This window comes from uncultured Microbulbifer sp. (assembly GCF_947504145.1).
In the GTDB taxonomy this organism is placed as follows: domain Bacteria; phylum Pseudomonadota; class Gammaproteobacteria; order Pseudomonadales; family Cellvibrionaceae; genus Microbulbifer.
Genome location: NZ_CANNGQ010000002.1, coordinates 520,599 through 546,498, shown reverse-complemented (window position 1 = coordinate 546,498; position 25,900 = coordinate 520,599). Strand labels below are relative to the sequence as shown.

General features: G+C 57.1%; 20 protein-coding genes. 9 read left to right on the top strand and 11 right to left on the bottom strand.

The window, feature by feature from the left end; genetic code table 11:
- The first annotated feature begins 171 nt into the window (after positions 1-171).
- Positions 172-990: a sulfite exporter TauE/SafE family protein gene (locus tag Q1A74_RS08870; protein ID WP_299594808.1), complete on the top strand. Its 819-nt coding sequence runs from the start codon at positions 172-174 to the stop codon at positions 988-990.
- Positions 991-1,089: 99 nt separating this feature from the next.
- Entirely contained in the window at positions 1,090-2,238 is a 1,149-nt protein-coding gene (locus Q1A74_RS08865) for a histidinol-phosphate transaminase (RefSeq protein WP_299594805.1), read from the top strand.
- 137 nt (positions 2,239-2,375) lie between these two features.
- Here Q1A74_RS08865 and Q1A74_RS08860 read toward each other — a convergent pair whose 3' ends face one another.
- Positions 2,376-4,910 (bottom strand): TonB-dependent siderophore receptor, encoded by a 2,535-nt coding sequence (locus tag Q1A74_RS08860; RefSeq protein WP_299594801.1) that lies wholly within the window; start codon positions 4,908-4,910, stop codon positions 2,376-2,378.
- A gap of 285 nt (positions 4,911-5,195) precedes the next feature.
- On the opposite strand from Q1A74_RS08860, the gene Q1A74_RS08855 reads away from it, so the two are divergent.
- Positions 5,196-6,023, top strand: coding sequence for a DUF2884 family protein (locus Q1A74_RS08855; RefSeq protein WP_299594799.1), 828 nt, complete (start codon positions 5,196-5,198; stop codon positions 6,021-6,023).
- Between the two features lie 124 nt (positions 6,024-6,147).
- Here the strand turns inward: Q1A74_RS08855 and Q1A74_RS08850 are convergent, their stop codons facing one another.
- The gene (locus Q1A74_RS08850) at positions 6,148-6,666 is read right to left on the bottom strand and encodes a peroxiredoxin (protein WP_299594796.1); all 519 of its coding nucleotides are present in this window, start codon (positions 6,664-6,666) and stop codon (positions 6,148-6,150) included.
- Positions 6,667-6,887: 221 nt separating this feature from the next.
- Here Q1A74_RS08850 and Q1A74_RS08845 point away from each other — a divergent pair, with 221 nt between their 5' ends.
- Positions 6,888-8,237, top strand: a complete 1,350-nt coding sequence (locus Q1A74_RS08845; protein ID WP_299594793.1) for a hypothetical protein — start codon at positions 6,888-6,890, stop codon at positions 8,235-8,237.
- A 29-nt stretch (positions 8,238-8,266) separates the two neighbouring features.
- Here the strand turns inward: Q1A74_RS08845 and Q1A74_RS08840 are convergent, their stop codons facing one another.
- The 4 genes from Q1A74_RS08840 to tkt all read right to left on the bottom strand — a co-directional run bounded on the left by Q1A74_RS08840 (position 8,267) and on the right by tkt (position 13,824).
- Positions 8,267-8,788, bottom strand: a complete 522-nt coding sequence (locus Q1A74_RS08840; protein ID WP_299594790.1) for a DTW domain-containing protein — start codon at positions 8,786-8,788, stop codon at positions 8,267-8,269.
- A gap of 60 nt (positions 8,789-8,848) precedes the next feature.
- Complete coding sequence (locus Q1A74_RS08835; protein WP_367275380.1) at positions 8,849-10,423, bottom strand: hypothetical protein; 1,575 nt, start codon at positions 10,421-10,423, stop codon at positions 8,849-8,851.
- Positions 10,424-10,588: 165 nt separating this feature from the next.
- Entirely contained in the window at positions 10,589-11,605 is a 1,017-nt protein-coding gene (gap, locus tag Q1A74_RS08830) for a type I glyceraldehyde-3-phosphate dehydrogenase (protein ID WP_299594785.1), read from the bottom strand.
- Positions 11,606-11,823: 218 nt separating this feature from the next.
- On the bottom strand, positions 11,824-13,824 hold the full coding sequence (gene tkt, locus Q1A74_RS08825; protein WP_299594783.1) for a transketolase: 2,001 nt from the start codon (positions 13,822-13,824) through the stop codon (positions 11,824-11,826).
- A gap of 322 nt (positions 13,825-14,146) precedes the next feature.
- On the opposite strand from tkt, the gene Q1A74_RS08820 reads away from it, so the two are divergent.
- The 4 genes from Q1A74_RS08820 to metF all read left to right on the top strand — a co-directional run bounded on the left by Q1A74_RS08820 (position 14,147) and on the right by metF (position 18,822).
- Positions 14,147-15,112: a metalloregulator ArsR/SmtB family transcription factor gene (locus tag Q1A74_RS08820; RefSeq protein WP_299594781.1), complete on the top strand. Its 966-nt coding sequence runs from the start codon at positions 14,147-14,149 to the stop codon at positions 15,110-15,112.
- A gap of 50 nt (positions 15,113-15,162) precedes the next feature.
- A complete protein-coding gene (gene metK, locus Q1A74_RS08815) occupies positions 15,163-16,383 on the top strand; it encodes a methionine adenosyltransferase (protein WP_299594777.1) in 1,221 nt (406 codons plus the stop codon).
- Between the two features lie 128 nt (positions 16,384-16,511).
- Positions 16,512-17,888 carry an adenosylhomocysteinase gene (gene ahcY, locus Q1A74_RS08810; protein WP_299594775.1) on the top strand — a complete coding sequence of 459 codons (1,377 nt, stop codon included), beginning with the start codon at positions 16,512-16,514 and terminating at the stop codon, positions 17,886-17,888.
- Positions 17,889-17,988: 100 nt separating this feature from the next.
- Positions 17,989-18,822 carry a methylenetetrahydrofolate reductase [NAD(P)H] gene (gene metF, locus Q1A74_RS08805; RefSeq protein ID WP_299594773.1) on the top strand — a complete coding sequence of 278 codons (834 nt, stop codon included), beginning with the start codon at positions 17,989-17,991 and terminating at the stop codon, positions 18,820-18,822.
- A gap of 59 nt (positions 18,823-18,881) precedes the next feature.
- On the opposite strand, the gene Q1A74_RS08800 is transcribed toward metF, so the two are convergent.
- Complete coding sequence (locus tag Q1A74_RS08800) at positions 18,882-19,529, bottom strand: OmpA family protein (RefSeq protein WP_299594771.1); 648 nt, start codon at positions 19,527-19,529, stop codon at positions 18,882-18,884.
- Positions 19,530-19,744: 215 nt separating this feature from the next.
- Here Q1A74_RS08800 and Q1A74_RS08795 point away from each other — a divergent pair, with 215 nt between their 5' ends.
- On the top strand, positions 19,745-20,497 hold the full coding sequence (locus tag Q1A74_RS08795) for a hypothetical protein (RefSeq protein ID WP_299594769.1): 753 nt from the start codon (positions 19,745-19,747) through the stop codon (positions 20,495-20,497).
- Positions 20,498-20,514: 17 nt separating this feature from the next.
- On the opposite strand, the gene Q1A74_RS08790 is transcribed toward Q1A74_RS08795, so the two are convergent.
- From Q1A74_RS08790 to Q1A74_RS08775, 4 genes are all read right to left on the bottom strand, one after another.
- Positions 20,515-21,174, bottom strand: a complete 660-nt coding sequence (locus Q1A74_RS08790; protein ID WP_299594767.1) for an HAD family phosphatase — start codon at positions 21,172-21,174, stop codon at positions 20,515-20,517.
- Between the two features lie 36 nt (positions 21,175-21,210).
- Positions 21,211-21,573, bottom strand: coding sequence for a hypothetical protein (locus tag Q1A74_RS08785; protein ID WP_299594765.1), 363 nt, complete (start codon positions 21,571-21,573; stop codon positions 21,211-21,213).
- Positions 21,574-21,596: 23 nt separating this feature from the next.
- Entirely contained in the window at positions 21,597-22,349 is a 753-nt protein-coding gene (locus tag Q1A74_RS08780) for a 16S rRNA (uracil(1498)-N(3))-methyltransferase (RefSeq protein WP_299594762.1), read from the bottom strand.
- A 384-nt stretch (positions 22,350-22,733) separates the two neighbouring features.
- Positions 22,734-25,898, bottom strand: a complete 3,165-nt coding sequence (locus tag Q1A74_RS08775) for an efflux RND transporter permease subunit (protein WP_299594760.1) — start codon at positions 25,896-25,898, stop codon at positions 22,734-22,736.
- Positions 25,899-25,900 lie beyond the last annotated feature (2 nt).

Genomic DNA, 25,900 nt, shown 5'->3' with positions numbered 1-25,900 from the left:
AACAAGCAGCGTCGCAGCTGCCACATACCATTTAGGATACCGCCGGATTACAGCGTGGTATTCACTTCACCGTCACCTACCTTCCATCTGTCTCAGCACCATTCTCCGGGCGTCCATTGGCACGGTTAATGCTTTTGTAAGGGTGTTCAATGAGGAACACCGGGAGAGGCCATGAGCGTTGAAGAAGTTTCACTCTTTATCCTGCTGCTGTGCGCTGCAGGCCTGATTGCCGGCATCACTGCCGGCTTATTCGGCAATGGGGGGGGCTTTGTGGTGGTGCCTGCACTGCTCGCTGTCTTCCCCTTTTTACATAGCGCATCGGATGAAATGATGCGTGTAGCAGTCGGCACTTCGCTGGCGTCCATCGTGGTGTCTTCCGCGCGTTCGGTACAGGCGCATAACAAGCGGGGGGCAGTGGATTTCAAGGTATTGCGGGACTGGTCGGTGTGGATTGTGCTGGGCGTAGGCGCCGGCCTGTATATCGCTTCCTTTACCAACAGTAAAAGCCTGGTATATGTGTTCGCCGCCGGCGTACTGCTCTATTCCATCTATTTTCTGTTTCCCAATCTGTTCGACGGACTTAAAGGCAAGCTGGAAATGCCAACCGGTTTTGCACGCGCCGGGCTGGCGAGCTTCCTCGGAGGCTTCTCTTCGCTGCTGGGGATAGGCGGCGGCACCATTACTGTGATGACCATGGTGCTGTGCAATCGACCCGCACATCAGGCTGTGGCTACCGCTTCTGGTATCGGATTCCTGATTGGCCTACCTGGCGCCATCGGGTTCCTCATTATGGGGCTCCACGCACCGGATTTGCCCATGGGATCCATCGGCTATATCAATATTCCCGCACTGGTTGCGATTTCTGTTTTCTCGATTATTTCCGCCCCAATTGGGGCCCGCTGGGCACACAGTATGAACGAGCTGCACCTGAAACGATTGTTTGGGGTGTACCTGATTGCAGTATCCATGGCGATGTTTGCCAAGGCTTGATGCTTTTCATTTCACAACCTATTCCGGTTCTTTCAAGGGTTCTTTCAACGAAAAGTGCAACGCACTGAAAAACGACACTCAAATGGGGAGAATAAAATAATGCACAAATCATTAAGCAGGCGGATGTTTTTACAAGGCACTGGCGCGGCCTTCTCCGCAGCAACCATTGGCGGGCTCGCCAGTAGCGCCTCAGCAAAAGAAATATCCCGGCCGACGCCGCTTTACGGGCCTCCGCCCGGAGTTGCCAAGCTGAATGCCAACGAAAATCCATACGGACCCAGCCCCGCAGCGCTCAAAGCCATGATGGAAGCGAGCCAGAAAGGGGCCTACTACGTTTATGACAGTGTTACCCGCCTGAAAACCATGATTGCCGAGCGCCACGGCCTCACACCCGAGCACGTCGCCCTCGGCTCGGGCTCCAGTGCTGGGTTGGTCGCTGCGGCGATCGTCGCCGGACACAAAGGCAACATCCTCGGGCCGGATCTATTTTGGGATACCACATCGCGCGTAGTAGAAATTCAGGACATCGGTGAAATAAAACGCTTGCCGAAACTGGAATCCCTCGCCATCGATCTCGATGCCATGTATGCGGCAATCGATGATTCCGTTTCCATGGTACAGGTCACCAACCCCAACAACCCGACCGGGATGTTGATCGACCCCGTCGCCATGCGCAATTTCTGTATCAAGGCATCAAAGAAGTGCACTGTACTTGCCGATGAAGCCTATAACGAACTCACCGATAACAGCGATGCCAATACGGTAGTCCCATTGATCAAGCAAGGCCACGACATCATTGTGGCGCGGACCTTCTCCAAGATCTACGGCCTGGCGGGCATGCGCGTAGGCTATCTGATTGCACAGCCGGAGAAGATCCAGGAGATGGAGCGCTTTGGTATTGGCTGGTACGGCCTGAATCAGGCGGGACTGGCTGCGGCCATTGCCAGCTATGAAGACCACAAGTTCATGGACTACAGCCGTGTAAAGGTGAAAGAAGCGCGGGAAATGGTGAGTGCCGCCGTCAAGGAAAATGGCTTGACCGCTCTGCCATCGGTGACCAACTTTATGTTCGTCAATCTCGGTGATCTGAATGCAGACACCTTCCGTGCGGAAATGGCCAAAGAAAACGTATTGATCCGCGGCATTTATCGGGACTACGACAATTGGTCGCGCGTCAGCATGGGTTATCTGGAAGATGTACAGAAGTACACATCCGCACTGCCCAAGGTATTGCACCGGATGAGCTGATACACGCTATATTCAAATGCTCCACTGGCCAGCTTTGCTGGCCTTTTTTATACCCTGAGAAAACTGCACAGAGAAATACCGGGCACAAAAAATCCCCGCCGGGGCGGGGATTCAAAATTGCAGAAGACAACTGCAGTTTAGAAAGTGTGATTCAGGCTCATGTAATAAAAGCTACCCTGCCAATCCACAACCGTATCCGATGGGTAACGGGCGCCACAACAGTAATCACCGATCTGATCCAGCTCGGGGTACTCGTCGAAGATATTCCGTCCACCGAGACTGACATTGGTGGAGTCAGTAATGTGGTATTTACCTTCAAGGTCGACCTGTACAACCGGGTCAAACTCCTGCACCTGATCCGCGTTGAAGTTCTCGTAGCTGCCGTACCAGTTGGCACGCGCCATTAGAGAAACCGGCCCGATATCGTGCATAGCGGTGACCGCGCCACGCAATTTTGGTTGGAAATTTTCAAAGTCGAACTGGTCTTCTTCATTCAGGTAAGCACTGGGATCAGACGCGAATTCAGACTTGTTATAGTTGACGGATGCCGTGAGGTTGGTTACCTGAGTATCAGACCAGGACAACGGGTAGGTTGCCACTACATCGACACCCTGGGTAGAGGTATCGAAAGCATTGGTGAAATAGAAAACACCACCGATGGATTCGGCACCCACAACCCCGGCGTCGACCAATGCAAGATAATTGTCGTACCCGTCGCTACCGCTTGCCGGTGAAACCGGCAGAGTGGAAATCGCGTAGGTGCGGTCATCCACATCAATACGATAGAAATCCACCGTCATACTCAGATTGTCGAAATCCGCGGTAAAGCCGAATGTAAAGTTGGTGGAGGTTTCCGGTTTCAGCGCCTCGGCGCCCAATGCCTGGGCAACGGAACTGCTGGCGGGGAACAGACCAGTCGCGACCGGGAAGCCGTCGGGTAAACGTGTTGAGACGTTAGTGGTTCCCTGCTGGCCCGGTGTTGGTGCGCGGAAGCCGGTGCCCATTGAAGAGCGCAGGCCGATATTTTCCGTCAGGTCATACTGCATCGCCAGCTTGCCAACCAGCTCGGAGTCAAAATCGGAATAGTCTTCAAAGCGCATGGCGACCTGCATAAACAGGCGATCAGTCACATCGCTGCTCAGGTCACCGTACACCGCGTAGGAATCGCGGGTGTAGCTGCCAGAGTATTCTGGAGAATAGCCAGGGAAGCCATTGGACCCCACACCTACAACGGTATAGACAGGATCACTTTCGTCGGCACAGTTCAGACTCGACCCGCCGGCAATCACCACCTGACCTGCAGCCGTGGGCATGTCACCATCGCAGAATCCCCATGGATCTTGTGTGGCATAGGGGCCGGCTGCGTACGAATCCAAATCACCGCCGCTGAGGTCGTAGGACTCGTCCATATAGCTAAGGCCAAAGGCGGCCACAACCGGCGCGCTCAACCCTAAACTCAACTCTTTAGAGAAGTCAGCCTGCAGCTGGACTTCTTCATTGGCGAGAGTGCCCGGCTTGAACGATGTGGGGCTATCCGGCCCCATGGACGGGTTGATGGTGTTTTTCAGGGTGTAAGCGACTTCACTGTGGCCGTAGCGTGCACTGATGTCGTACAGAAGCCCCGAAACCATTTCCCCTTTTAGTCCACTGACCAGCGAGTAATCTGTTACTTCGCCTGCGAAACGAGGAGTGAACCCGCCTGGAAATTTTTCCAGCGGACTGTAAATGGAGCCATCTTCTTCACGCAGGTCTTCAATGGTGCCATTGCCCGGATAACGATAGTAGAAACCACCGTCCGCCTCACTTTCCGAGTAGTTACCGAACGCGTAAAGCTCTTTGCTTCCGCCCAAATCGTATCCTGCATTGAAGAAGAGTCTTGTTGCCTCAGAGTTCGGCTGGCCCCATGGCTGGACCACATCTCCCTCCAGGGAGGCGTTTTTCGCCGCCTCGATGAATTCCGGATCCTGGTCATCCAGACAGAACCAGCTTTCGCAGTACTGCTCGCTGCGCGAGGTAAAGTCAGCCTGCGCCATCTCACCTGAAATACTCAGAAAACCGTCCTGCCCGAGAGGCAAGCCCACGTTGCCGGTCGCGGTGGTCTGGAATCCATCGCCTTCACTGTATTCGCCGGTCCGAACACTGAATGAACCTCCATCAGGATTATCTTTCAGAATAAAGTTGATCACACCGGCGATGGCATCAGAGCCATACTGCGCCGCCGCACCGTCGCGCAACACTTCGACGGACTTGAGGGCAGAGCTTGGGATAGTCGCAATATCGGGCCCCTGGGTACCAGAACCACCTATCTGTACCAGCGCAGCGCGGTGCCGGCGCTTGGAATTCACCAGTACTAGGGTCTTGTCGGTAGGCATCCCGCGCAACTGGGCCGGGCGGATAAAGGTACCGCCATCGCTGATCGGCTGCCGGTTTACGTTGTAGGAAGGGACCAGGGTTTTCAGCACATCATTGGTGTCCGTATAAGACACCGACTGCAACGCCTCGCTGCCAAACACGTCCACCGGCACCGGGGAATCAGACACCGAACGCGGCTTCCCCCGCATACCGGTAACCGCTACCTCTTCAATTTCCTCTGCCACTACCGGGGTCACCGGCGCCATAGCAAACCCGGCGGCGACCGCCATCACAGCACAACTCAGAGCTTTACGCTTCATACTTTCTTTTCCCCACTCGTCTTTTGAACAATTGCCAGAACCAGATTTTTTTGAGGCAAAAACTGCCCGTATTGCGTATCACAGAGGATTCGCAATAAAACTTTTCGTTTTTACTTCGGGTACTTTTGGTGCAGAGAAACCGCGACTGCCGTTAACTCAGAAAGAGCAATAAGCGTGCCAGTTAGACCTGTGGTGCGGTGAACAACTTTTTTTCATCGTCAATGCATCCAACCAGAAAGCTAGGTGCGTCATACCGCTATCAACATGAAATTTGCAGAAATCACCATGAACAAAGTCCTGAATTTCTTATCTGTCGCAGCGCTGTCCGCATCGACTCTTGTCGCACCGACGTTAGCGGCAGCCGGGGAGATCAAACCCAGCCACCACACAGAAGTGAGCTGCTCCATGAGCCTGCATCACAACACGCGAGTAAGCGCGGACTTCTTTGAAGTCACTCACGACGACAAGCAAACCTTGCTGTATGAAGCGAAGAATCCCCGGCAACTTAAGATCAACGACCAAGTCTTTACACTGGATGCGGCGCAACAGAATCAAATGGAGGCCTACCACGCGGGCCTACTACAATCCGGCCGGGATGTTACGAACATCACCATCGACGCCGTCGATATCGCAATGGAAGGTGTTGGTGTCGCTCTGACAACTCTGGCTGGCGCCGATCACCCGGACGCCGTGGAATTCCGGCTCGCGGCGGATGAAATGCGTCAGGCGACCCGGGAGCGACTGTTGAACGAGGATGGTATCTACGTGCTCGGCGACAACTGGGACGAAGCAGCGGGAGAAAATATCGAGCAGACTGTCGAAGAAATCATTGAGCGAGAACTGGAACCGCGCATCGAAAACATCGCGCGCGAATCCGCTGGCAAACTGGCCTGGCACGCGCTGAAAGCCGTATTTACAGGAGGTATGAGCATTGAACGCGATGCAGAGGCGGCAGCAGAAGCCGCCGAAGAAGTTATCGAGGCACGAGCACTGCTATTGGAATCCCGCGCGGAAAATCTTTGCCATAACCTGGCCGTAATGGACACTATCGAAACCGAGCTTCAGGAATCCATTCCGGCGATGGCGACGTTCGAACTGATTGACGTTAACTGAAAAATGTTTTCGGAGGCAATGCACTTCCAGGCCTCCAATCGGAATTTAGAGTTTCCCGGCAGTCCGGGAAAGCCCCCCAGTGTTAGGCCGCAAGCGCGGCCTTTTTTTATAGCGGCGGCCTCCCTCAGTCGTTTTTAGCAACCCCGAGCTCGCCCAGCGTCACAGCCATATCCTCAGCACTTGTCGCCGGCTTGATATCGCGGTCAATTTTCAGAACGTCACCATCCTTACCGATATAGATGGTCACTCGCTTGGCCATGTTCAATACGGGCATTTTCACATCATAGGCTTCGGCAACTTCACCCGTGGGGTCACTCAGCAAGGGGAAGTCCGCCTTCATCTCCTCGGCAAACTTGCTGTTGTCTTCCACTTCATCAGTACTGGCCATAAAGTAGGCTACATCGTATTCCCGGATCAGGTGGCCATTTTCCGCCAGGGATTTGCACTCGATGGTGCAGCCCTTGGTAAAGGCCTTTGGATACCACGCAATCGCCACCGCCTGCTTACCCTTGAAGTCGGACAGCGTATACGTCTTGCCATCGGAGGCCTGCAGAGAGAACTCCGGGGCCTTGTCGCCCACTTCCAGGGCAGATGCGGGCAATACAATCGCCAATAGGGCGCACATCAAGAATACTTTTCTCATCACATGTCTCCATATTTTTCCGGTTTTTTGGGGTATGAACCGGGCTAAAAACTGACTAATCATTCACGCAAGGCGGTCGGACTTAATCGGTGGAAACGATCAATTCTTAACCGTAGAATCACGCACTTTTACGTCAAAACAAATCTGACCGGAAAGGGACACTGGGGCTCCGGAAACAGACGCGCGAAGGATTGAGCTCTTATATCAATAACCAGTGGACTATGACCAAGAGTCCACGATTAGACAACCTCAATCCTATAAAGATGCGCTTCCGTACTTTCTGGCTATCGAGCCTGTGGTTCATCCTCTCCTTCGCGGTCGGCTGTGGCGGCGGAGGCAGTAATGCCAGTGAGGAAGCCGAACTCCCTCAGGTCCCACCACCCGCCAGCGCTCCCGGGGGGTCGAAGAATGGCTCAGATGCCTCATCTGATACGTCAACGGCACCGCCTGGATCACTAGTCTCTGTCCAGCCAGGTGAATACGCACGCGTCAGTGCCACTCCCGATTGCCCCCTGATCGCCGGCAGTGAAACTGCCGAGTTCAAACTGCTGTTCGCCAATCTGGAAGATGCGCCTTATTTCGATGAAATTGTCGAAGACGCGATTCACAACCAGTTCCGAGAGCTCGCGCCACTCAAGGATTACGAGCCTAACTTTGCTTTTTTTCGGCTCGCTCTGTCCAACGCGAAGGAACTTGGATGTGAAGCCACCGGCAACAACAGCGGTGCCTCCTTCGCCTGCGACAACAACAAGGTCAATGAGGCCTTTCTGCAACAGTGCGAGGTGGACGATATCCACGGTGTTATCAAGGTGGTGATCGCGGATACCGGCTACGGCGCCTCCGGGGGTGAAGTGATTTATTTCGGTAGCGATGGCCGCTGGCCCGATGCGGACACTGCATTGTTCAACCTGCGTAACCTGGTTGTGCACGAGGTCGGACACAATTTCGGTCTCGCCGACCTGTACGACGGAGGCACCAATGCCGATGGCTCTGCCGTTACCGGCTGGCCCAGCGATCTCTCGCGGGAATGGCACAATCTCGATGGCCCCGGTTGCGCCAAGTGGTGCAACAGCTTCAAGCCCGCCTCCGAATACACGCTTTCCGCGAGTGCTGCCTGCAACACTTTCGAAAGCAGGGATGCCTGTATAAGCCACAACCGCACTGAATCCGGTGAATGTACAACCGCCGATGGCGGTACTGTGGCCTGTTGCAGCTGGTCAGACGAAAAAGAGGATGATTACTTTGGCTCTCAGTGCACACCGGCCTGGGGCACAGAGGATATCGGTCTTGATTGCCTGGAAGGTACCGGCTGCTATTACGGCGGCGCCTACGGGAATAATTCCTGGCGACCGGCAAAGTCCTGGCCCGACAGCATCATGTACGGCGCGGGGCATTCGGACGCCTTTGACGAAGTATCACAAAGAGCGCTGAGCGAGATTATCCGATGCTGTGGTACATCGGATGACGCAACGCAATCCTGCAGCAGTTTTCGCGCGGAGTACGCGACTTTTCTGGATCAGTTTCAACCCTACAAGATGCGTCTGGGGTCCTGTGGAGTAAAGCGCGGATAATGATGTAGTGGCCAGGTACGAGCGCCACTTCAGTTTGACTGCTCATTGAACGCGAGGAACGCCCGTTCCATATCGCTGGCAAGCTCTCCCCGACCTTTGCAACGCAGTATTTCGATCACACATTCCACCGTGCACAACCCGGTAGATTTCTGGTTTCGTCGCAGGCGAAACCGGGAGGCCTGCGACGGAGCCAGATCGATTCGTGGAGCCTTTTGCAGATAGGCAGTGCGGTTATACATCTTGCGCGCTTCCTGCCAGGTCGCGTCCAGCAAGACAAACTGTTCACAGGTTTCTATAGGCACGACTTCAGTACCGTCACTCTCACTTGACTCAGAAAGTGGGTAGAGAAGGCCTACGTTATTACCCTCCAGCATCTGAGCTAGAGATTGGTCAGGGGCTACACGACTCCAGACCCGGCGCTCGACCAAACCGCCACGCCCTCCGGCCAGCGCCAGGACGCCGGTATTCGTCGGCCGTTCTACCTCCCTTTCGTGAGTAAGCAGGACTATTTTCACATGCGTTCTACTACGGATTCCTGAGCGTAATGGCATAACCAAAAAAGCACGGCGAGGCCGTGCTTTTTTGATCGAAGCCTAGAAAAGAAATGGCATTTAATCCTGAGGAATCACCTGCCATTGCAGCGGGAAACGCGCTGGGGCTTTCCAGCTTTCACCGTCTTCCGAGAACCAGACATAATCATCAACCAAACCAGAATAAACCCAAAGTTTTTCAGTATGGACGGCGAGAGAGTGAGTCTGATTCATCCTTTTAAAGGGCTCTGCAACCAGCAATGTCCAGGTTACACCGTCTGATGATTCGTACACAGAATTGTGCCCATCAGAAAACGAATGGCCCCCGACCATCACCAGCTTGTCTCCAACAGGAGCAACACTCATCCCGACACGGGCTTCATAGCCTGCATCAGTGGTTTCTTGTGTCCAGACCCGGCCGTCCGGGCTGGACCAGACATCGTTGAGAAGATCGTCAGATCCAGTAGACCCCATGCCTCCGGTAACAAACAGCTTCCCTTGCCACGCAAACACTGCCATCTGCTCTCTTGAGCCAAATGGAGACTCGGTCAGCTCCAAATCCCAGGCTACCCCATCCGTGGAAGAGTAAACTTTTGACTCGCCAGAAAAAGCGCTATCGCCGATCACCCAGATCTTATTGTCAAAAACAATACTCTGCCCTTCTGTATTGAATGGGCCTTCCTCGACAACCTTGGTCCAGGCAATGCCGTCATCCGATTTCCATACATCCCGATGCCACCAGCTTGCGCCACCGGTGCCAAGACTCTCTTCACCGCCAATCAGGTACAGAGAGCCTTGAAATTCAACAATCTGGTGAAACGCTCTCGCAGAAAATCCTGCATTTTCTGCTTCAAGTTCCCAGCTTACGCCATCTACAGAGGACCAGATATCGTTATAGGAATAGGTGTCGTTACCTGATTCGCCAGCACTATTATCCTGGCCACCAATAACAAACAGCTTGCCATTAAAACTGATCATCGCTGCGCCCCTTCTGCGAACAAATGGGGGGCGCTCAGCACTGACTCTTACCGGTTCACTGCGCAATCCTTCCTTACTCAGTTGAATATAAGCCGGAGTATCAATAGCGATATAGTCGTCTTCAACGGGCAACTGGCCTTCTGCCTCGACCACTGTAAGGTTGCCGAAGGTACATACTGCGTAGCTTTCGATATCGCAGTCGCTGTTGGTATACCGGTAGAAATCGGTGGGCGTGAAATACCCGCTGATTGAGAGTTGCGAATCCAGCGTGCCAATATCAACCTCCAATTCACTTGGCGGCCCTACGACCGTAAGTTGATATTCTGCCGCGGCCTCTTTATAGGTATCGTCCGCAGCTTTAGTCACTTCGATTGTTGTGACTCCGGCAGCAATCACGGTGACTTCGCCGGAAGCGGTATCCACCGTAGCGACATTCTCGTCAGTGGACCCGAAAGTCAACGCCCCTTCCCCCGAGCCGCCAGTCGGAGTATTTTCACCGATCTCACCATAGAGGTAGTACTCCACTTCGGCATGCTCAAACACAAGAGCAGCCTGTTCCAGCTTTTCTTGAGTCACTGGACCGTCGTTCCCACCCGGTCCACCACTTGAGCCACCACCACAAGCCGCCAACAAAGTGGCAAGCAGGCATACCGCCGACATCCTCAATACTGCAGTCATCTTTTTCACATCATCCCCGTACAGACAATTATTGTTATGGGTAAAAAATAGCCGAATAGTTATATACCGAAGCCTTTCGGGAGTACAGGTTTTGCCCGCAAGATTTAGGGTATTGGTAAGACCAATAATGGTGCAAAGGAGGGTCAGATTGAGACTGGGGCTAATTTAGTTATGCAACTGACGCGTAACGTCGAGCATCCGGTTGGCAAAACCCCATTCGTTGTCGAACCAGATCAATACCTTGACCAGTTTGTTACCGGCGACGCGAGTCTGGCTGGCGTCGACGATGCCGGAGCGGGGGTCGTGGTTGTAGTCGCAGGAGGCGAGGGGTTCTTCGCTGTAGCCGAGTACGCCGGAGAACCGGCTTTCCGCAGCCGCTTTGAGAACGGAGTTGACCTCTGCCTGGGTGACGGGCCTTTTCAGCTGCACGGAGAGGTCGATGGCGGAGACGTTGATGGTGGGTACGCGCATGGCCTGGGCTTCAAATTTGCCGGCCATGTCGGGGAGTATACGCTCGATACCGCGGGCGAGCCCGGTATCCACCGGGATGATGGAGCAGATGGCGGAGCGGGTTTTGCGCAGGTCGGTATGGTGGTAGGCGTCGTTTACCGGTTGGTCGTTCATTGCGGAGTGGATGGTGGTGATGACGCCGGCTTCGATGCCGAAGGCATTCTCTAGGGCCGCTATTACGGGGATGCTGCAGTTGGTGGTGCAGGAGGCGGCGGAGATGATGGTTTCATTGCCGGTCAGGGCGGTGTCGTTGACGCCGTAGACGATGGTGGCGTCGACGTCGCTGGTGGCGGGCTGGGAGAAGACAACTTTTTTAGCTCCAGCCTTCAAATGCAGTTCAGCGCGCTCGCGTTCGGTGAAGCTGCCGGTGCATTCGAGAACGATGTCGACCTGGGTTTTGTGCCAGTCGAGGTCTTCGAGTTCACGGTGATGGGTTACGGCGATCTGGTCATTGTTGATGTGCAGAATTTCGTTGTGCACTTCGACGTTGCCGTGAAAGCGGCCGTGGACGGTGTCGTATTTGGTGAGGTGGGCGATGGTGGCGCAGTCGGCCAGTTCGTTGATGGCGACGATCTGCAGTTGGTCGCGCAGGTTGGATTCGTACAGGGCTCTCAAGACAGAGCGTCCGATGCGGCCGTAGCCGTTGATGGCGAGTCTTATTGGGTTGGACATGCGTACCTCGGGCTTGATCCACCACCCTCGGTTTGATTCTTTTCCAGTGCGGTGGCGGCCGGGTGCCGGGTACGGGTTTTCAGGACCGCTGTAAACCCATCCCTGGGCGCTGCGGCGCAAACATCCTGTTTGCGACGCTCCTGAAAACCCGTACCCGGCACCCGGCCTGCAATTCTGGCTGCAATGCTCCGCTAGGAGCTTTTGCAGTCAGAGCTTTTTTACTTCAGCAGTCCTTCAACCGCTTCCACAACCTTCTCAGCAGTGATGCCGAAGTGCTTCATCAAATCGCCCGCGGGCGCAGATTCACCGAAGGTGTCCATGCCGATGATGGCGCCGTCGAAGCCGACGAACTTGTACCAGTAGTCCTTGTGGCAGGCTTCCACGGCGACGCGGGCGCGCACGCTGGAAGGCAGCACGGATTCGCGGTAGTCGGCATTCTGTGCAGAGAAGGCTTCGGCGCACGGCATGGAAACCACGCGCACTTTGCGGCCGGACAGTTGTTCGGCGGCGGCGGTGGCGAGTTCCACTTCGGAGCCGGTGGCGATGATGATGGCTTCGGGTTCGCCATCGCAGTCGCGCAGGATGTATCCACCCTTCTCGACGTTGGCCAGCTGCTCATCGGTGCGCGCCTGTGGTGCGAGGCCCTGGCGGCTGAAGATGAGGGCGCTGGGGCCGTCGCTACGGGATACGGCCATTTTCCAGCTCACGGCGGATTCGGTGGCGTCACAGGGGCGCCAGGTCTGCAGATTCGGGGTGGAACGCAGGGCGGTGAGCTGCTCGACCGGCTGGTGGGTAGGGCCGTCTTCGCCGAGGCCGATGGAGTCGTGGGTATAGACGAAGATGACTTTCTGCTTCATCAACGCGGCCATGCGCACGGCGTTGCGGGCGTATTCCATGAACATCAGGAAGGTCGCGCCGTAAGGCACGAAGCCGCCGTGCAGGGCGATGCCGTTCATGATGGCGCTCATGCCGAATTCGCGCACGCCGTAGTAGAGGTAGTTGCCGGATGCGTCGTCTGCGGAAACACCTTTGGAGCCGGACCAGATGGTGAGGTTGGAGCCGGCGAGGTCGGCAGAGCCACCGAGGAATTCCGGCAGCAGCGGGCCGTAGGCATTGAGGCTGTTCTGGCTGGCTTTGCGGGAGGCAATTTTCTCGCCGTCGGCCTGGCACTGTTTGATGTATTCGTCGGCTTTGGCGAGGAAGTCCGCGGGCAGGTCGCCCTTCATGCGGCGCACAAATTCTTCCGCCAGTTCCGGGTGGGCTTCTTTGTAGTCTTCGAAGATGTCGTTCCACTCGTCTTCCTGCTCGGCGCCTTTGGCGCGACCGTCCCAGGCGTGGTACAGGTCTTCGGGAATGACAAACGGCTCGTGTTTCCAGCCGAGGGTTTCGCGTACCAGTGCGATCTCTTCGTCACCCAGCGGAGCGCCGTGGCACTCTTCGCGGCCCTGCTTGTTGGGGGAGCCAAAACCGATCACGGTTTTGCAACAGATGATGGTGGGCTTGCTGGTTTCCGCACGGGCTTCTTCGATGGCGGCTTTGACCGCGGCCGGATCGTGGCCGTCGACGTTGGCAATCACGTGCCAGCCGTAGGATTCGAAGCGCTTGGGCGTGTCGTCGGTGAACCAGCCTTCCACTTCACCGTCGATGGAGATGCCGTTGTCGTCGTAGAAGGCGATCAGCTTGCCGAGGCCCAGGGTGCCGGCCAGGGAGCAGGCTTCGTGGGAGATGCCTTCCATCAGGCAGCCGTCACCCAGGAAGCAGTAGGTGTTGTGGTCAACCAGCTCGTAGCCTTCGCGGTTGAACTGGGCGGCGAGGACTTTCTCGGCCAGGGCGAAGCCCACGGCGTTGGTGATGCCCTGCCCAAGGGGGCCGGTGGTGGTTTCAACACCCGGGGCGTAGCCATATTCCGGGTGGCCCGGGGTCTTGGAGTGCAACTGGCGGAAGTTCTGCAGCTCGTGGATGGACAGGTCGTAGCCTGTGAGGTGCAGCAGCGAATACAGCAGCATGGAACCGTGGCCATTGGACAGCACGAAGCGGTCGCGGTCCGCCCACTCGGGGTTGGCCGGATTGTGTTTCAGATAGTCGTTCCACAGCACTTCGGCGATATCTGCCATACCCATTGGGGCGCCCGGGTGGCCGCTTTTGGCTTTCTGGACCGCGTCCATGGCGAGGGCGCGAATGGCGTTAGCCTTTTCTGTGCGAGACGGAGTAGAAGACATAGGGATCTCTCGGTTTGGGATCTACGGTTCATCAGATGCGCTGCGGGCCCGGCTCTGACGGCCAGCTTGCCGCGATTCCGCGCTGCCAGCGGTTGTCTGTGACTGGCAAATCGGGGGGCGTATTTTCCCGTAAACCCCCGCCGGGCGCAAAGGCCGCGGGTTTAATTCTTTGCCGATGACAGCAACATTTTCCTAACAAATCGCAATCCTGCCACTTGCCAGCCCATCCAACCGGCGCTAGTTACATCTGCATCAAAGTTTTTCGATGCACCTAAATCAAAATATTTTGATATAGGTGCGCAGCGCTGCTAGACTCCGCGCCATGCTTGACTCCAGCCAATCGTCTGCCGCCCGTCAAAACGACGCCGGCGATCTGATCCCGCAACTGGCGGCGACCTTAAAGGCCGCCGGCGACCCGCTGCGGCTGGAGATACTGCGCCTGCTGAGCCAGGACTCCTATAGCGTGCTGGAGCTGTGCCGCATCTTCGAACTGCGCCAGCCGGCCCTGTCGCACCACCTGAAGGTGCTGGCCCAGGCGGGCCTGGTGAGCAAGCGCCGCGAGGGCAACAACCTGTTCTACCGCCGCACCGCCGGCAGCGAGCTGCTGCAACAGCTGTTCAGCGGCCTGGATCAACTGCCGCTGACGGATTCCCGCGCGGCCACCGTGGCCCAGATCGCGCTGGAGCGCGCCGAGGCCTCGCGCCGTTTCTTCGCGGATTACGGCAACCGCTTCCGCGAGCAACAGGAGTTGATCGCCAGTTATAGCGTCTACGGCCCGCAGGTAGCACAGCTGCTGAAACCGGGGCGTCACGCTTTGGAAGTGGGTCCCGGTGAGGGGGAGTTTCTGCAGGAGCTGGCGAACCGCTTTGGCACGGTAACGGCGCTGGATCTGTCGAAGACGATGCTGGAGCGAGCGGAGACCTTCGCCGATGAGAAGGGCCTGCAGAATATCGAATTTGTCTGCGACGACACCCGCGCGGCGGCGTCGCGCCCGGAGAGCGCGGACTGCATTGTGGTGAATATGGTGTTGCACCACACCCCGGAGCCTGCGCAGATTTTTCACGATTTGCAGAAATCCCTGAAGTCCGGTGGGCAGTTGTTGATTACCGAGCTGCACGACCACGGGCAGGACTGGGCGCGGGATGCCTGCGGGGATTTGTGGCTTGGGTTTGCGCCACAACAGTTGGTGGAATGGGCCGCTGATGCGGGCCTGACAAAAGGCCGCAGTGTACACAGTGCCCTGCGCAACGGGTTTCAGATTCAGATTCAAGAATTTTTGAAAGTTTAATTCCGCAAGAGTGGAACAAGGAGCGCCGGCGGCGCAAATGGAGAAATCACATGAGTGAATACAGCATCTTTACTTCGGAGTCCGTCTCCGAAGGCCATCCGGATAAAATTGCCGATCAGATTTCCGATGCGGTTCTGGACGCGCTGCTGGCGCGTGACAAGAATGCGCGGGTTGCCTGTGAGACACTGGTGAAAACCGGTATCGCGGTGATTGCCGGTGAGATCAGCACCTCCGCGTGGGTGGACCTGGAAGACCTGGTGCGCAAGGTGATTACCGATATCGGCTACACCTCCTCCGCCGTCGGTTACGACGGTGAAACCTGTGGTGTGATCAACGTCATCGGCAAACAGTCCGTGGATATTGCCCAGGGTGTGGACCGGGTAAAACCGGAAGACCAGGGTGCCGGCGACCAGGGCCTGATGTTTGGCTACGCCACCGACGAAACCGCCACCTTTATGCCGTCCCCTGTTTATTACGCCCACCGTCTGGTGGAGCGTCAGGCAGAAGCGCGCAAGTCTGGCCTGCTGCCGTGGCTGCGCCCGGATGCGAAAAGCCAGGTGACCTTCCGCTATGACGAAAACGGCAAGCCCTGCGCAATCGACGCGGTGGTGCTGTCCACCCAGCACAACGAAGAAGTTTCCCAGGAAGACCTGCGCGAAGCGGTGATGGAACTGATCGTGCACCACGTGCTGCCCGCCGAACTGCTGCACGAAGGCACCAAATATCACATCAACCCCACCGGCAAGTTTGTGATCGGCGGCCCCGTGGGCGACTGCGGCCTGACCGGGCGCAAGATCATTGTGGACACCTACGGCGGCTCTGCCCGTCACGGCGGCGGCGCCTTCTCCGGTAAGGACCCGTCCAAGGTGGATCGCTCTGCGGCCTACGCCGGTCGTTACGTGGCGAAAAACATTGTTGCCGCGGGCCTCGCCAACCGCTGTGAGATTCAGGTTTCCTACGCCATCGGTGTAGCCGAGCCCACTTCCGTTTCCATCAACACCTTTGGCACCGGTAAGGTCAGCGATGAAAAGCTGATCGAACTGGTGCGCGAAAACTTCGACCTGCGCCCCTACGCGATCTCCAAAGCGCTGGACCTGCTGCACCCCATGTATCAGCTCACCGCCGCCTACGGTCACTTCGGCCGCGAGCCGTTCGAGCACAGCTACAAGTGGACGGACAACAACGGCAAGGAACAGGTGGAAACCTTTACCGCCTTCCCGTGGGAAAAAACCGACAAGGCCGAGACCCTGCGCGCGCAAGCGGGTATTTAATTCGAAATGCACAAGTAGGACGTAGGTTGGGCAAAGCAACGCGTGCCCAACACACCGCCACCGATGGGCACGCTGCGCTTTGCCCATCCTACGGACACTACAAATACGCCAAAATCAGGATTTAACACATGAGCACCGAATTCAAAGACTTCAAAGTCGCCGACATTTCCCTGGCCGACTGGGGCCGTATGGAAATTGAAATTGCCGAAGGCGAGATGCCCGCGCTGATCACACTGCGAGAAAAATACCGCGCAGAGCAGCCGCTCGCCGGCGCCCGCATCATGGGCTGTATCCACATGACCATCCAGACCGCGGTACTGATCGAGACCCTGGTGGCCCTGGGCGCGGAAGTGCGCTGGTCGTCCTGCAATATTTTCTCTACCCAGGATCACGCCGCTGCCGCCATCGCCGCTTCCGGTATTCCGGTATTCGCGTGGAAGGGCGAGACCGAAGAAGAGTACGAGTGGTGCCTGGAGCGCACCATCGGCGCAGACGTTGCCGGCTGGCAGCCGAATATGATTCTGGACGACGGCGGCGACCTCACCGAACTACTGCACCGCAAATACCCGGAGCTGCTCGACGCGGTACACGGCATCAGTGAAGAAACCACCACCGGCGTACACCGTCTGCAGGACATGCTGAAAGCGGGCACTCTGAAAGTACCGGCGATCAACGTGAACGACGCGGTCACCAAAAGCAAAAACGACAACAAATACGGCTGTCGTCACAGCCTGAACGATGCCATCAAGCGCGGTACCGACCACCTGCTGTCTGGCAAGAAAGCACTGGTCATCGGTTACGGTGACGTGGGCAAAGGCTCCGCCGCTTCCCTGCGCCAGGAAGGCATGATCGTTAAGGTCACCGAAGTGGATCCGATCTGTGCCATGCAGGCCTGCATGGACGGCTTCGAGCTGGTTTCCCCGTACATCAACGGCGTCAACGACGGCAGCGAGTCCTGCATCGACAAGGAACTGTTGGCGAAGACCGACCTGATCGTCACCACCACCGGTAACGTCAACGTGTGCGATGCGAACATGCTGAAGGCACTGAAATCCGGCGCCGTGGTTTCCAATATTGGTCACTTCGACAACGAGATCGACACCGCGTTTATGCGCGAGAACTGGGAGTGGCTCGAAGTTAAACCGCAGGTACACAAGATCGTGCGCGATGCGGCCACCAACGACCACCTGCTGCTGCTGTCCGAAGGCCGCCTGGTAAACCTGGGCAACGCCACCGGCCACCCGAGCCGCATCATGGACGGTTCTTTCGCCAACCAGGTGCTGGCACAGATCCATCTTTTCAAAGAAAAATTTGCCGACCTGCCGGCAGACCAGAAGGTTTCAGCGCTGTACGTAAAAGTGCTGCCGAAGCATCTGGACGAAGAAGTGGCCAAGTATATGGTGGAAGGTTTTGGCGGCGTGATTACCCGCATGACCGAAGACCAGGCCAGCTACATTGGCGTGTCCGTGGATGGCCCCTACAAGCCGGAAAGTTACAAGTATTAATTGAGCTCTTGGGTTCTGGATGCCGGCCTGTACCGGTATGACGCAGCGTCATCCCGGACTTGATCCGGGATCCAGTAGACCGAGGGAATGGAACAGAACAATGAGCAAGCTACGTATCAGTTTCGAATTTTTTCCGCCCAAAACCGAACAGGGCCAGGAAAAACTGTACAACACCCGCGAGCAACTCCAGGCGTTCAACCCGGAATTTTTCTCGCTGACCTATGGTGCCGGTGGCACCACCCGCGACACCACCGCGAATATCGTCACCAGCCTGCGCAAAGACGGTATTTCCATTGCACCGCATCTGTCCTTTGGCGGTGACAATGAAGAAACCGTGCTGGGATTACTGGAGCGCTACAAGGAAGCGGGTGTCGATCGTATCGTCGCCCTGCGCGGCGACATCCCTTCCGGTATGGGCTCGGTGGCGCAGCTGGTGTATGCCAATGAGCTGGTGGCCTTTATTCGTCGCCACCACGGAGATCACTTTCATCTAGAAGTGGCTGCTTATCCAGAGATCCACCCGGAAGCGGAAAGCTACGACGACGACATTCGCTTCCTAAAAGGCAAGTTTGAAGCGGGTGCCGACAGCGGCCTCACCCAGTACTTCTTCAATCCGGATGCCTATTTCTATTTTATGGATCAGTGCCAGAAGGCCGGTATCGACAAGCCCATCTACCCGGGCATCATGCCGATCACCAACTTCACCAACCTGGCGCGCTTCTCCCGCAATTGCGGCGCAGAAATTCCGCGCTGGCTGAAGTACCGTATGGAAAGCTTCAAAGATCCGGAAGATGTGAAAAAGCTGGGGCTGGAGATCATCACCGACCTGTGCGAAACCCTGCTGGAAGGCGGTGCACCAGGCCTGCATTTTTACACCATGAACCAGGTGAATCCGACTGCAGCCATTTTGAATGCGCTGGATCTGAAAGGCTGATTCACTATCCACTCCGGTGGCGAAAGCGCCACCGGGTGTTGGTTTTATCTGACGGCAGCCTATCCGTCACCTGGCTTTTCGGGTTTGCCCATCTGCACTTTGATCGGTCTGCCATCATAATCAGCCACCCGCACGACCAACCGCCGGTTTTTCTCGCGCCCCCGCTGGGTATCGTTATCCGCGATGGGATCCGAGTCCCCGAGACCGGCGGCTTCCACCCGTTCCGCAGCAATACCGCGCTCCAGTAAAAACTGCTTAACCCAGTTGGCCCGCCACTGGGACAGCTTACGGTTTTTCTTCGGATCGCCCGCGTTGTCGGTGTGGCCCTCCACAACGATCTTCAGCGCCGGGAAATCGCGCATGATGATCAGCAGCGCTTCCACATCGCCCAGGGTATCCATCTGCGGAGCAAAGCCACCGGGCTCGAAGTCCACATCCAGCACAAACGCATCGCCCTCTTCGCGGGTCTGCCCCATAAGGTAGCGCACCATATCGTCACCGAATGGCGCAGCCATACGGGCAGACTGTTCGCCCAGGCCATTACTGACCAAGTCGCGCGGGTCGAGGGTGTATTTTTTGGTGGGGTCCGGGCAGCCCGTAAGAAGTAGCGTGGGAACGAGCACAAGCAGCGGCACCGACTGCAGGCGTGTCCCGATCGCCAATTTTCGAACGGCGCCGCCAAGGAATACACGAAGGGGTGCAGGCATAGGGCCGGCTCCTCTCTATTACAAACGGAATTTCAAATGAAACGGCTGGTGTCCGCAGAATCCAGGCGTTCGCGAAATCTTAGGATCCGCTGCCGGCAATCCGTAACCCGATTCTCCGGAACGCGATTAGCAGGCAGTAGGCGCGACGCGCGGTTTCTGACATGATCCATCAGACCCTACCCTGTACAGATGCCCGCACTCCCTGGGAGACCGCAATGAACAAACAGTTACTTCTGACCCTGCTCGGCGCTGCCGCAATCGTGATTGCTGCGGTAATGGGCTCGTCGGTGAATGCGCAACAGATCGTCACCGTGGATCCGGGTGATGGATGGTTGAGTGCCAGCGAGGGCTACAAGGAAACCGTCACCTGGCGGGTGGCCAGTAAAGGGGGCGCTGCGTCACCGCGGGGTGTTTTCGTCAACCTGGACAACAATAAAGAACTGGCGGTTGTGGACCAGATTCTGGAATTCAGCGGCGACCGCGGCGAAGTCACCGAGACTGTACAGATCTCTCCTGAACAGGCCCGCAGCTGGCATGCGAATGGTGTGCGCCGTGTGGGTTATCGACGGGTATTTGCCGGCGCTGCGGGCAGCCTGTCCAATCACATCCTGTTTGACCTGGATGCAAGCGGGCGTCTGGCGCAGGTCGAGGCCTCCCCGCCGTCACAGACAGTGAGTGGAAAATCCCGGCAGATGATGTTGTCGTGGAACCTCAACGGCGATATCGGCAGCATCAGTGCCGTATCCGAGAGCGGTCAGTTTCTGGTGGGGGACAAGGTGGTGTACGAAGTGGCCCAGCCGCTAGTGGCAGAAGGGAAAAGTACATTGAAAGAAACCGTCATGCTGCCACCGGGGCTGGTCGATGAACTGGTGGGCAACGGCATTTATCAGGTGCGCTATACCCGCACCTTTGTGGACGATAAAGACACCCGCCGCAGCGCCTCGGTGGATATTCGCCTGACTCAGTAGCGTTGATTACCGCCGGCTTATAAATAATCCACCAATAACTGCATATCATTGATCACCCGCGCGCCCTCTGCCTCCAGCTGACGGGCGCGCACACTGTTGTGGCTGTAGCCGATCACCGGCATCCCCGCTGCCACCGCAGCCTTGACCCCGGCAATGGAATCCTCCACCACCAGGCAGTGCTCGGGCGCCACATCAAACTGCGCGGCACTGTGCAGGAACAGATCCGGCCAGGGTTTGCCACGGCCCACGTCATCGGCACTGTAAATTCGCCCGTGGAAATAATCCCACAGACCGGTCTTGTTCAGCGTAATCTGCATCTTGGCATGGGGGCCGGAGGAAGCCACGCAGGTTTGCAGACCCGTAGTTTGCAATTTTTCCAACACCTCGCGAATGCCCGTCACCGCTTCCAACTCAGTGTGGAAGGCTTCACGGATGCGACTCTCGGTGGCGTTGAAATAGGACTGCGGCAATGGGCCACCGTAACGGGTTTCGATATCCAGGATGCAGTCTTTGGACGGGCGACCGCTGAACTGCTCATCCAGCTCCTCCGCTGTCGCCGGCATGCCCAGTCTGGTCATTTCTTCCGCCAGCACACGACACACGATCGTCTCGCTGTCCACCAGCACGCCATCGCAATCAAAGATGACCAGGCGCGTTTCCGCGAAGGGGTTATCCATCGAACGTCCTTAATACCGCTGTTTGTGGAATAGCTATCAGGTGGCGGAGATCAACAATATCCCGATCAACACCCCCACGCCCCCGGCAACACGCACCAGGTTTTCGTTGCCGTGCACGATACCGAGCACAAACTCCCGGGTGCGCTCAAAACCCGTCTGCAGGGCGTAAGCACCAATCACCACCAGGAAGATACCCAGCACGTTAAACAGAGTGCCCCAGTTGCGGGTATCGGAAATCAGCAGGAACACAATGCCGATCACAATCCGTGCCCAGGCGCCAAAATAGAACATCTGCGGGTTCATCCGCTCACTCATGTCCCGCGCGATTTGCGGTTTCAGGATCACCAGAACCGACATGGCGGTGATGGCCGCACCGATCAACCAGACTATTGCTTTCATTTTTTGCTCCTTGCAAAAAAAATTTAAAAATCACCCCACTGGAACTGCAACACGGAAAGTGCAGCGACCGGCGCAGTCTCCGTACGTAGTACCCGCGGCCCGAGCCTCATCGCGTGAAATCCACGCGCCAGGGCCAATTCAATTTCTACCTCTGAGAGGCCACCTTCAGGCCCCACCAATAATAGCGCCGACTGCGGCCGCCCGAATGCCTGCTCCAACTGCGCCAGAGTTTCCTCGGTACGATGGTGCAGCACCAGGTTCAGTGAACCGCTGTTCTCTGCATTATCAAAGCTTTCCTGCAGAAACTGCGGCATTTTCATCGGCGGCAGGATCTGCGGCACACGGTTGCGCGCACTCTGTTCACAGGCACCGATGGCAATCTGCTGCCACTGGCCGAGCTTCTTCTGCAGGCGGTCGCCGGAAAGTTTCACTTCACAGCGCTCGGTAAACAACGGCTGGATGTCTGTCACCCCCAGCTCGGTGGCCTTCTGGATCACCCAGTCAAAGCGATCACCACGGGAAATACCGATCGCCAGAGTAATCGCCAAGGGCGACTGACGATCGTCTTCAGAAAAGTCACCAATACGTACCCGCGCCTTTTTACCCGCCTCCAGCAGCTCCGCCCGGTACTCCCCGCCCTTGCCATCAAACAGAATCAACGGGCGGCCAGGGCCGAGGCGCAGCACCTTGACCAGATGGCGAGAGGCGGCCTCATCCAGCTGAACATCAGATTTACCCGCCAATGGCTCAGCGGAAAAAATACGGGGAATACGCAACGATAGATCCTGAAAAGAGAACGGAGTTGCGTGAAGGGTAATACAGGCGGGAAGTAAGTTGTAGGGCCGAAGCGAAGCCCCTGATCGGGGCGGGGTGATTCGATACGGAACGATTGCCGGCCAGGTTGTGGAGTATCGGATTACCCCGCCCCGATCAGGGAGCGCCACACGGCTCTGATCAGGACGGAGTGATCCGATACGGAACGATTGCCGGTCAGGTTGTGGGGTATCGGATTACCCCGCCCCGATCAGGGAGCGCCACACGGCTCTGATCAGGGCGGAGTGATCCGATACGGAACGATTGCCGATGAGGTTATGGAGTATTGGATTACCCCATCCCGATCAGGGGCGCCACCAGACCAATCAAAGTCCGGCCGCATTCAGTCAATCTTCCGCAGAGCTCGCCGGCAAAGCCGGATCAGCCTCAAAACTCACAAAATTGTCCGCAGTAGCTTTGTCGCCTTTCAACTTGACCCGCAGCACCTCGATCACCTTGTACAGGTTCGGCACCAGAATCAGCGTCACAAAGGTCGCACATAGCACACCAAACGCCAGGCTCACCACCATCGGAATCAGGAACTGCGCCTGAATCGAGCGCTCGAACATGATCGGCACCAGGCCAATAAAGGTGGTGATGGAAGTCAGGATAATCGGACGGAAACGATCGCGGCCCGCCTGAACCACTGCATCCATCACCGCCAGCCCCTGCGCCCGCAACTGATTGATCCGGTCCATCAACACCAGGTTGTCATTCACCACCACGCCCGCTGCGGCGAGGAAACCCAGCATCGACATGATACTAATGCTGTACCCCATCAACAGATGCCCCAGGATCGCACCAAAGAATCCAAACGGCACCGCCGTGAGGATCAGCAGCGGCTGCGAATAGGAGCGGAAGGCGATGGCCAGTAGCGCATAAATTCCGAACAGTGACAGAATGAAAAACGCCAGAATCGCGGTACCAAACTCCGCCTCTTCCTGCATTTCACCCGCCGTTTTGAGGCTGAAACCGGGGAATTTCGCTTCCCACTGCTTCAGGTTCTCGTCGCGCAGCTGCTTCAGCATCTCAAACGCCGGCGCAGAGCCCGGGATCAACTCGGCAGTGACCTGCACCGTGCGCTCGCGATCGTTGCGACGGATCGTGGTGTAGCCCGGCACATAGACCGCATCGGCCACCGCACTGAACGGCACCTCGCCCTCGTTGGTACGCACACGGATACGGTCGATCTGATCCTCGTTGGCACGCTCCTCCTGTGGGTAGCGCACCATTACACGTACATCCTCGCGACCGCGGGGGATGCGCTGCACTTCTTCACCGTAGAAGCCCTGGCGCACCTGCTTGGCCACATCCGCGAGGCCGATGCCCATATTGGTGGCGTGGGGCTTGAGCTGTATTTCAATGTCCTGACGGGCCGCAACCAGGTTATCGCGCACATCGTACACACCGGCAAAATTGTTCAGCGCCTCTTTTACCGCATCTGCGGCGCGACGCAGCTCATCCATATCGCCGGAGGACGTGCTCAGGTTCAACGACATCCCCGCACCGCCATCGTTGATGGTGTGGTGGATCTTCATTTCTTCCACGCTCGCGGGGAGTTCGCCCACATACTCGCGCCACTTCAACGCCAGTTGCTCGGAAGTCACATCGCGCATTTCGCCGTCGGTGAGCTGCAGCAGCACGGTCACATTGCCCCGCCACAGAAACACCATGGTGTTTTCCACAAACGGCTCACCGCCATTCAGCGCCAGCATCTCGGGATCTTTTGCCAGCTTTTGTCCGGCGCGCTCGAATTTCTGCAGTACCCGGCGGGACTCTTCAAACGATTCGCCCTGGGCCATGGTGGTGCGCAATTCCAGCATGTCCGACGGTACCTGCGGAGAGAATGCCGAGCCGATATACCCGCCCTTGAACACCGCAAACGACAGGATCAGGGCGACAAAGAAGATCATTACGGTAGCGCGGCTGTTGCTGAGGGACTTTTCCAGCAGCGGCATATAGTACTTGTCACCGGCCTGCTGCATGGCGCCGGCAAACTTACCGCGCAGGGCCTGCAGCTTCACACCAATCCCTGAGGTGGCTTTTTTCTCGGGTTTCAGGTTCACCAGGTGCGCCGGCAGGATCAGCAGGGATTCCACCAGCGAGAACGCCAGACACAGCAGTACCACGACCGGCAGCGACAGCATCATCTGCGAGGTGACCCCGGGCAGGAACAGCATGGGCACGAAGAACACCATGGTAGACACCACCGCGAAGATCACCGGCGCGGACACCGTCTTCACGCCGGTTTCCGCCGCTTCCAGCCCGGTCTCGCCCCGGTCGTGGGCCGCATGCACGGCCTCCCCCACAATAATGGCGTCATCCACCACGATCCCGAGGATCATCAGGAAGGCGAACAACGACAGCATATTCAGGGTCACACCGGTGGTCGGCAGCAACCAGAAGGCGCCCATAAACGCGGTGAAAATACCGATGGTTACCCAGACCGCCAGCGCCGGACGCAGGAACAGCATCAACAGCACGAATACCAGCGCAAGGCCGGTCACCGCGTTCCAGAACAGCATGCTCATGCGGCTTTCGTAGGCTTCGGAGAAGTCGAACCAGGTCTCGAACTCCATGCCCGGGGGCAGAGTCTCGCGGGCCTCTTTCATGAACTCGCGGATCGCTTCGGCCGTGGCCACCACGTCCAGCGGTTCACCCTGCATCACCCGCAGGTTCATGGCCGACTCGCCGTTGAAGCGGATGATAGACCCCTCTTCCTCGAAACCGTCATTGACGGCAGCCACATCGCCCAGCAACAGCTGGGTACCGTCGGCACGGCTCAAAAGCGGAATACGCTCAAAGTCCGCCTGGGTATACGCCTGGCCGCGGGTCTGCACCTGAATATCACCGCGGTCGGAACGCACACGGCCCGCCGGCAGATCCAGGGAGGAGCGGCGCACCGCGCTGGCCACGTCGTCAAAGGTCAGGTTGTAGCGGCGCAGATTGACTTCGGAAACCTCAATGGAAACTTCATCCGCGCGATCGCCCCACACGTCTACCCGGCGCACACCGGGCAGCAGCATCAGCTTGTCACGGAGGTCCAACGCGGTCTGCTTGAGCTGGCGATCAGACACGGGACCGCCGATGGCGATCATCATCATCTGCTGTTCCCACTCTTCCAGCGCGATCACCGGACGCTCGATGTCTGCAGGGAAGGTGCTGATGGAGTCCACCTGCACTTTGATGTCGTTCAGCAGGCGCAGTTCGTCGTAGCCTTCCTGCGCTTCGATGCGCACGGTGCTGTGGCTACGGGCGGACCAGGAGTTCATCTCCTTGATGCCCTTCACTTCGGCGATGGCCTGCTCAACCCGCAGGGTGACCTGCTGCTCTACTTCTGCAGGACCCGCGCCGGGATAGCTGATATCGACCTTGACGATGCCCGGGTTGATGGCCGGGAACACCTCTCGCCCCACATGGGAAATCCCGAAAATCCCGCCGATGATGATCATGATCATCAACAGGTTGGCGGCCTTACCGTTGCGGACGAACCATCCGATGATGCCCTGCATGA

What these genes read in the sequence shown, in the direction of transcription:
- Q1A74_RS08870 (WP_299594808.1), top strand. Translation starts at nt 172, where the DNA reads ATGAGCGTTGAAGAAGTTTCACTCTTTATCCTGCTGCTGTGCGCTGCA.
- Q1A74_RS08865 (WP_299594805.1), top strand. Translation starts at nt 1,090, where the DNA reads ATGCACAAATCATTAAGCAGGCGGATGTTTTTACAAGGCACTGGCGCG.
- Q1A74_RS08860 (WP_299594801.1), bottom strand. Translation starts at nt 4,910, where the DNA reads ATGAAGCGTAAAGCTCTGAGTTGTGCTGTGATGGCGGTCGCCGCCGGG.
- Q1A74_RS08855 (WP_299594799.1), top strand. Translation starts at nt 5,196, where the DNA reads ATGAACAAAGTCCTGAATTTCTTATCTGTCGCAGCGCTGTCCGCATCG.
- Q1A74_RS08850 (WP_299594796.1), bottom strand. Translation starts at nt 6,666, where the DNA reads ATGAGAAAAGTATTCTTGATGTGCGCCCTATTGGCGATTGTATTGCCC.
- Q1A74_RS08845 (WP_299594793.1), top strand. Translation starts at nt 6,888, where the DNA reads ATGACCAAGAGTCCACGATTAGACAACCTCAATCCTATAAAGATGCGC.
- Q1A74_RS08840 (WP_299594790.1), bottom strand. Translation starts at nt 8,788, where the DNA reads ATGCCATTACGCTCAGGAATCCGTAGTAGAACGCATGTGAAAATAGTC.
- Q1A74_RS08835 (WP_367275380.1), bottom strand. Translation starts at nt 10,423, where the DNA reads ATGACTGCAGTATTGAGGATGTCGGCGGTATGCCTGCTTGCCACTTTG.
- gap (WP_299594785.1), bottom strand. Translation starts at nt 11,605, where the DNA reads ATGTCCAACCCAATAAGACTCGCCATCAACGGCTACGGCCGCATCGGA.
- tkt (WP_299594783.1), bottom strand. Translation starts at nt 13,824, where the DNA reads ATGTCTTCTACTCCGTCTCGCACAGAAAAGGCTAACGCCATTCGCGCC.
- Q1A74_RS08820 (WP_299594781.1), top strand. Translation starts at nt 14,147, where the DNA reads ATGCTTGACTCCAGCCAATCGTCTGCCGCCCGTCAAAACGACGCCGGC.
- metK (WP_299594777.1), top strand. Translation starts at nt 15,163, where the DNA reads ATGAGTGAATACAGCATCTTTACTTCGGAGTCCGTCTCCGAAGGCCAT.
- ahcY (WP_299594775.1), top strand. Translation starts at nt 16,512, where the DNA reads ATGAGCACCGAATTCAAAGACTTCAAAGTCGCCGACATTTCCCTGGCC.
- metF (WP_299594773.1), top strand. Translation starts at nt 17,989, where the DNA reads ATGAGCAAGCTACGTATCAGTTTCGAATTTTTTCCGCCCAAAACCGAA.
- Q1A74_RS08800 (WP_299594771.1), bottom strand. Translation starts at nt 19,529, where the DNA reads ATGCCTGCACCCCTTCGTGTATTCCTTGGCGGCGCCGTTCGAAAATTG.
- Q1A74_RS08795 (WP_299594769.1), top strand. Translation starts at nt 19,745, where the DNA reads ATGAACAAACAGTTACTTCTGACCCTGCTCGGCGCTGCCGCAATCGTG.
- Q1A74_RS08790 (WP_299594767.1), bottom strand. Translation starts at nt 21,174, where the DNA reads ATGGATAACCCCTTCGCGGAAACGCGCCTGGTCATCTTTGATTGCGAT.
- Q1A74_RS08785 (WP_299594765.1), bottom strand. Translation starts at nt 21,573, where the DNA reads ATGAAAGCAATAGTCTGGTTGATCGGTGCGGCCATCACCGCCATGTCG.
- Q1A74_RS08775 (WP_299594760.1), bottom strand. Translation starts at nt 25,898, where the DNA reads ATGCAGGGCATCATCGGATGGTTCGTCCGCAACGGTAAGGCCGCCAAC.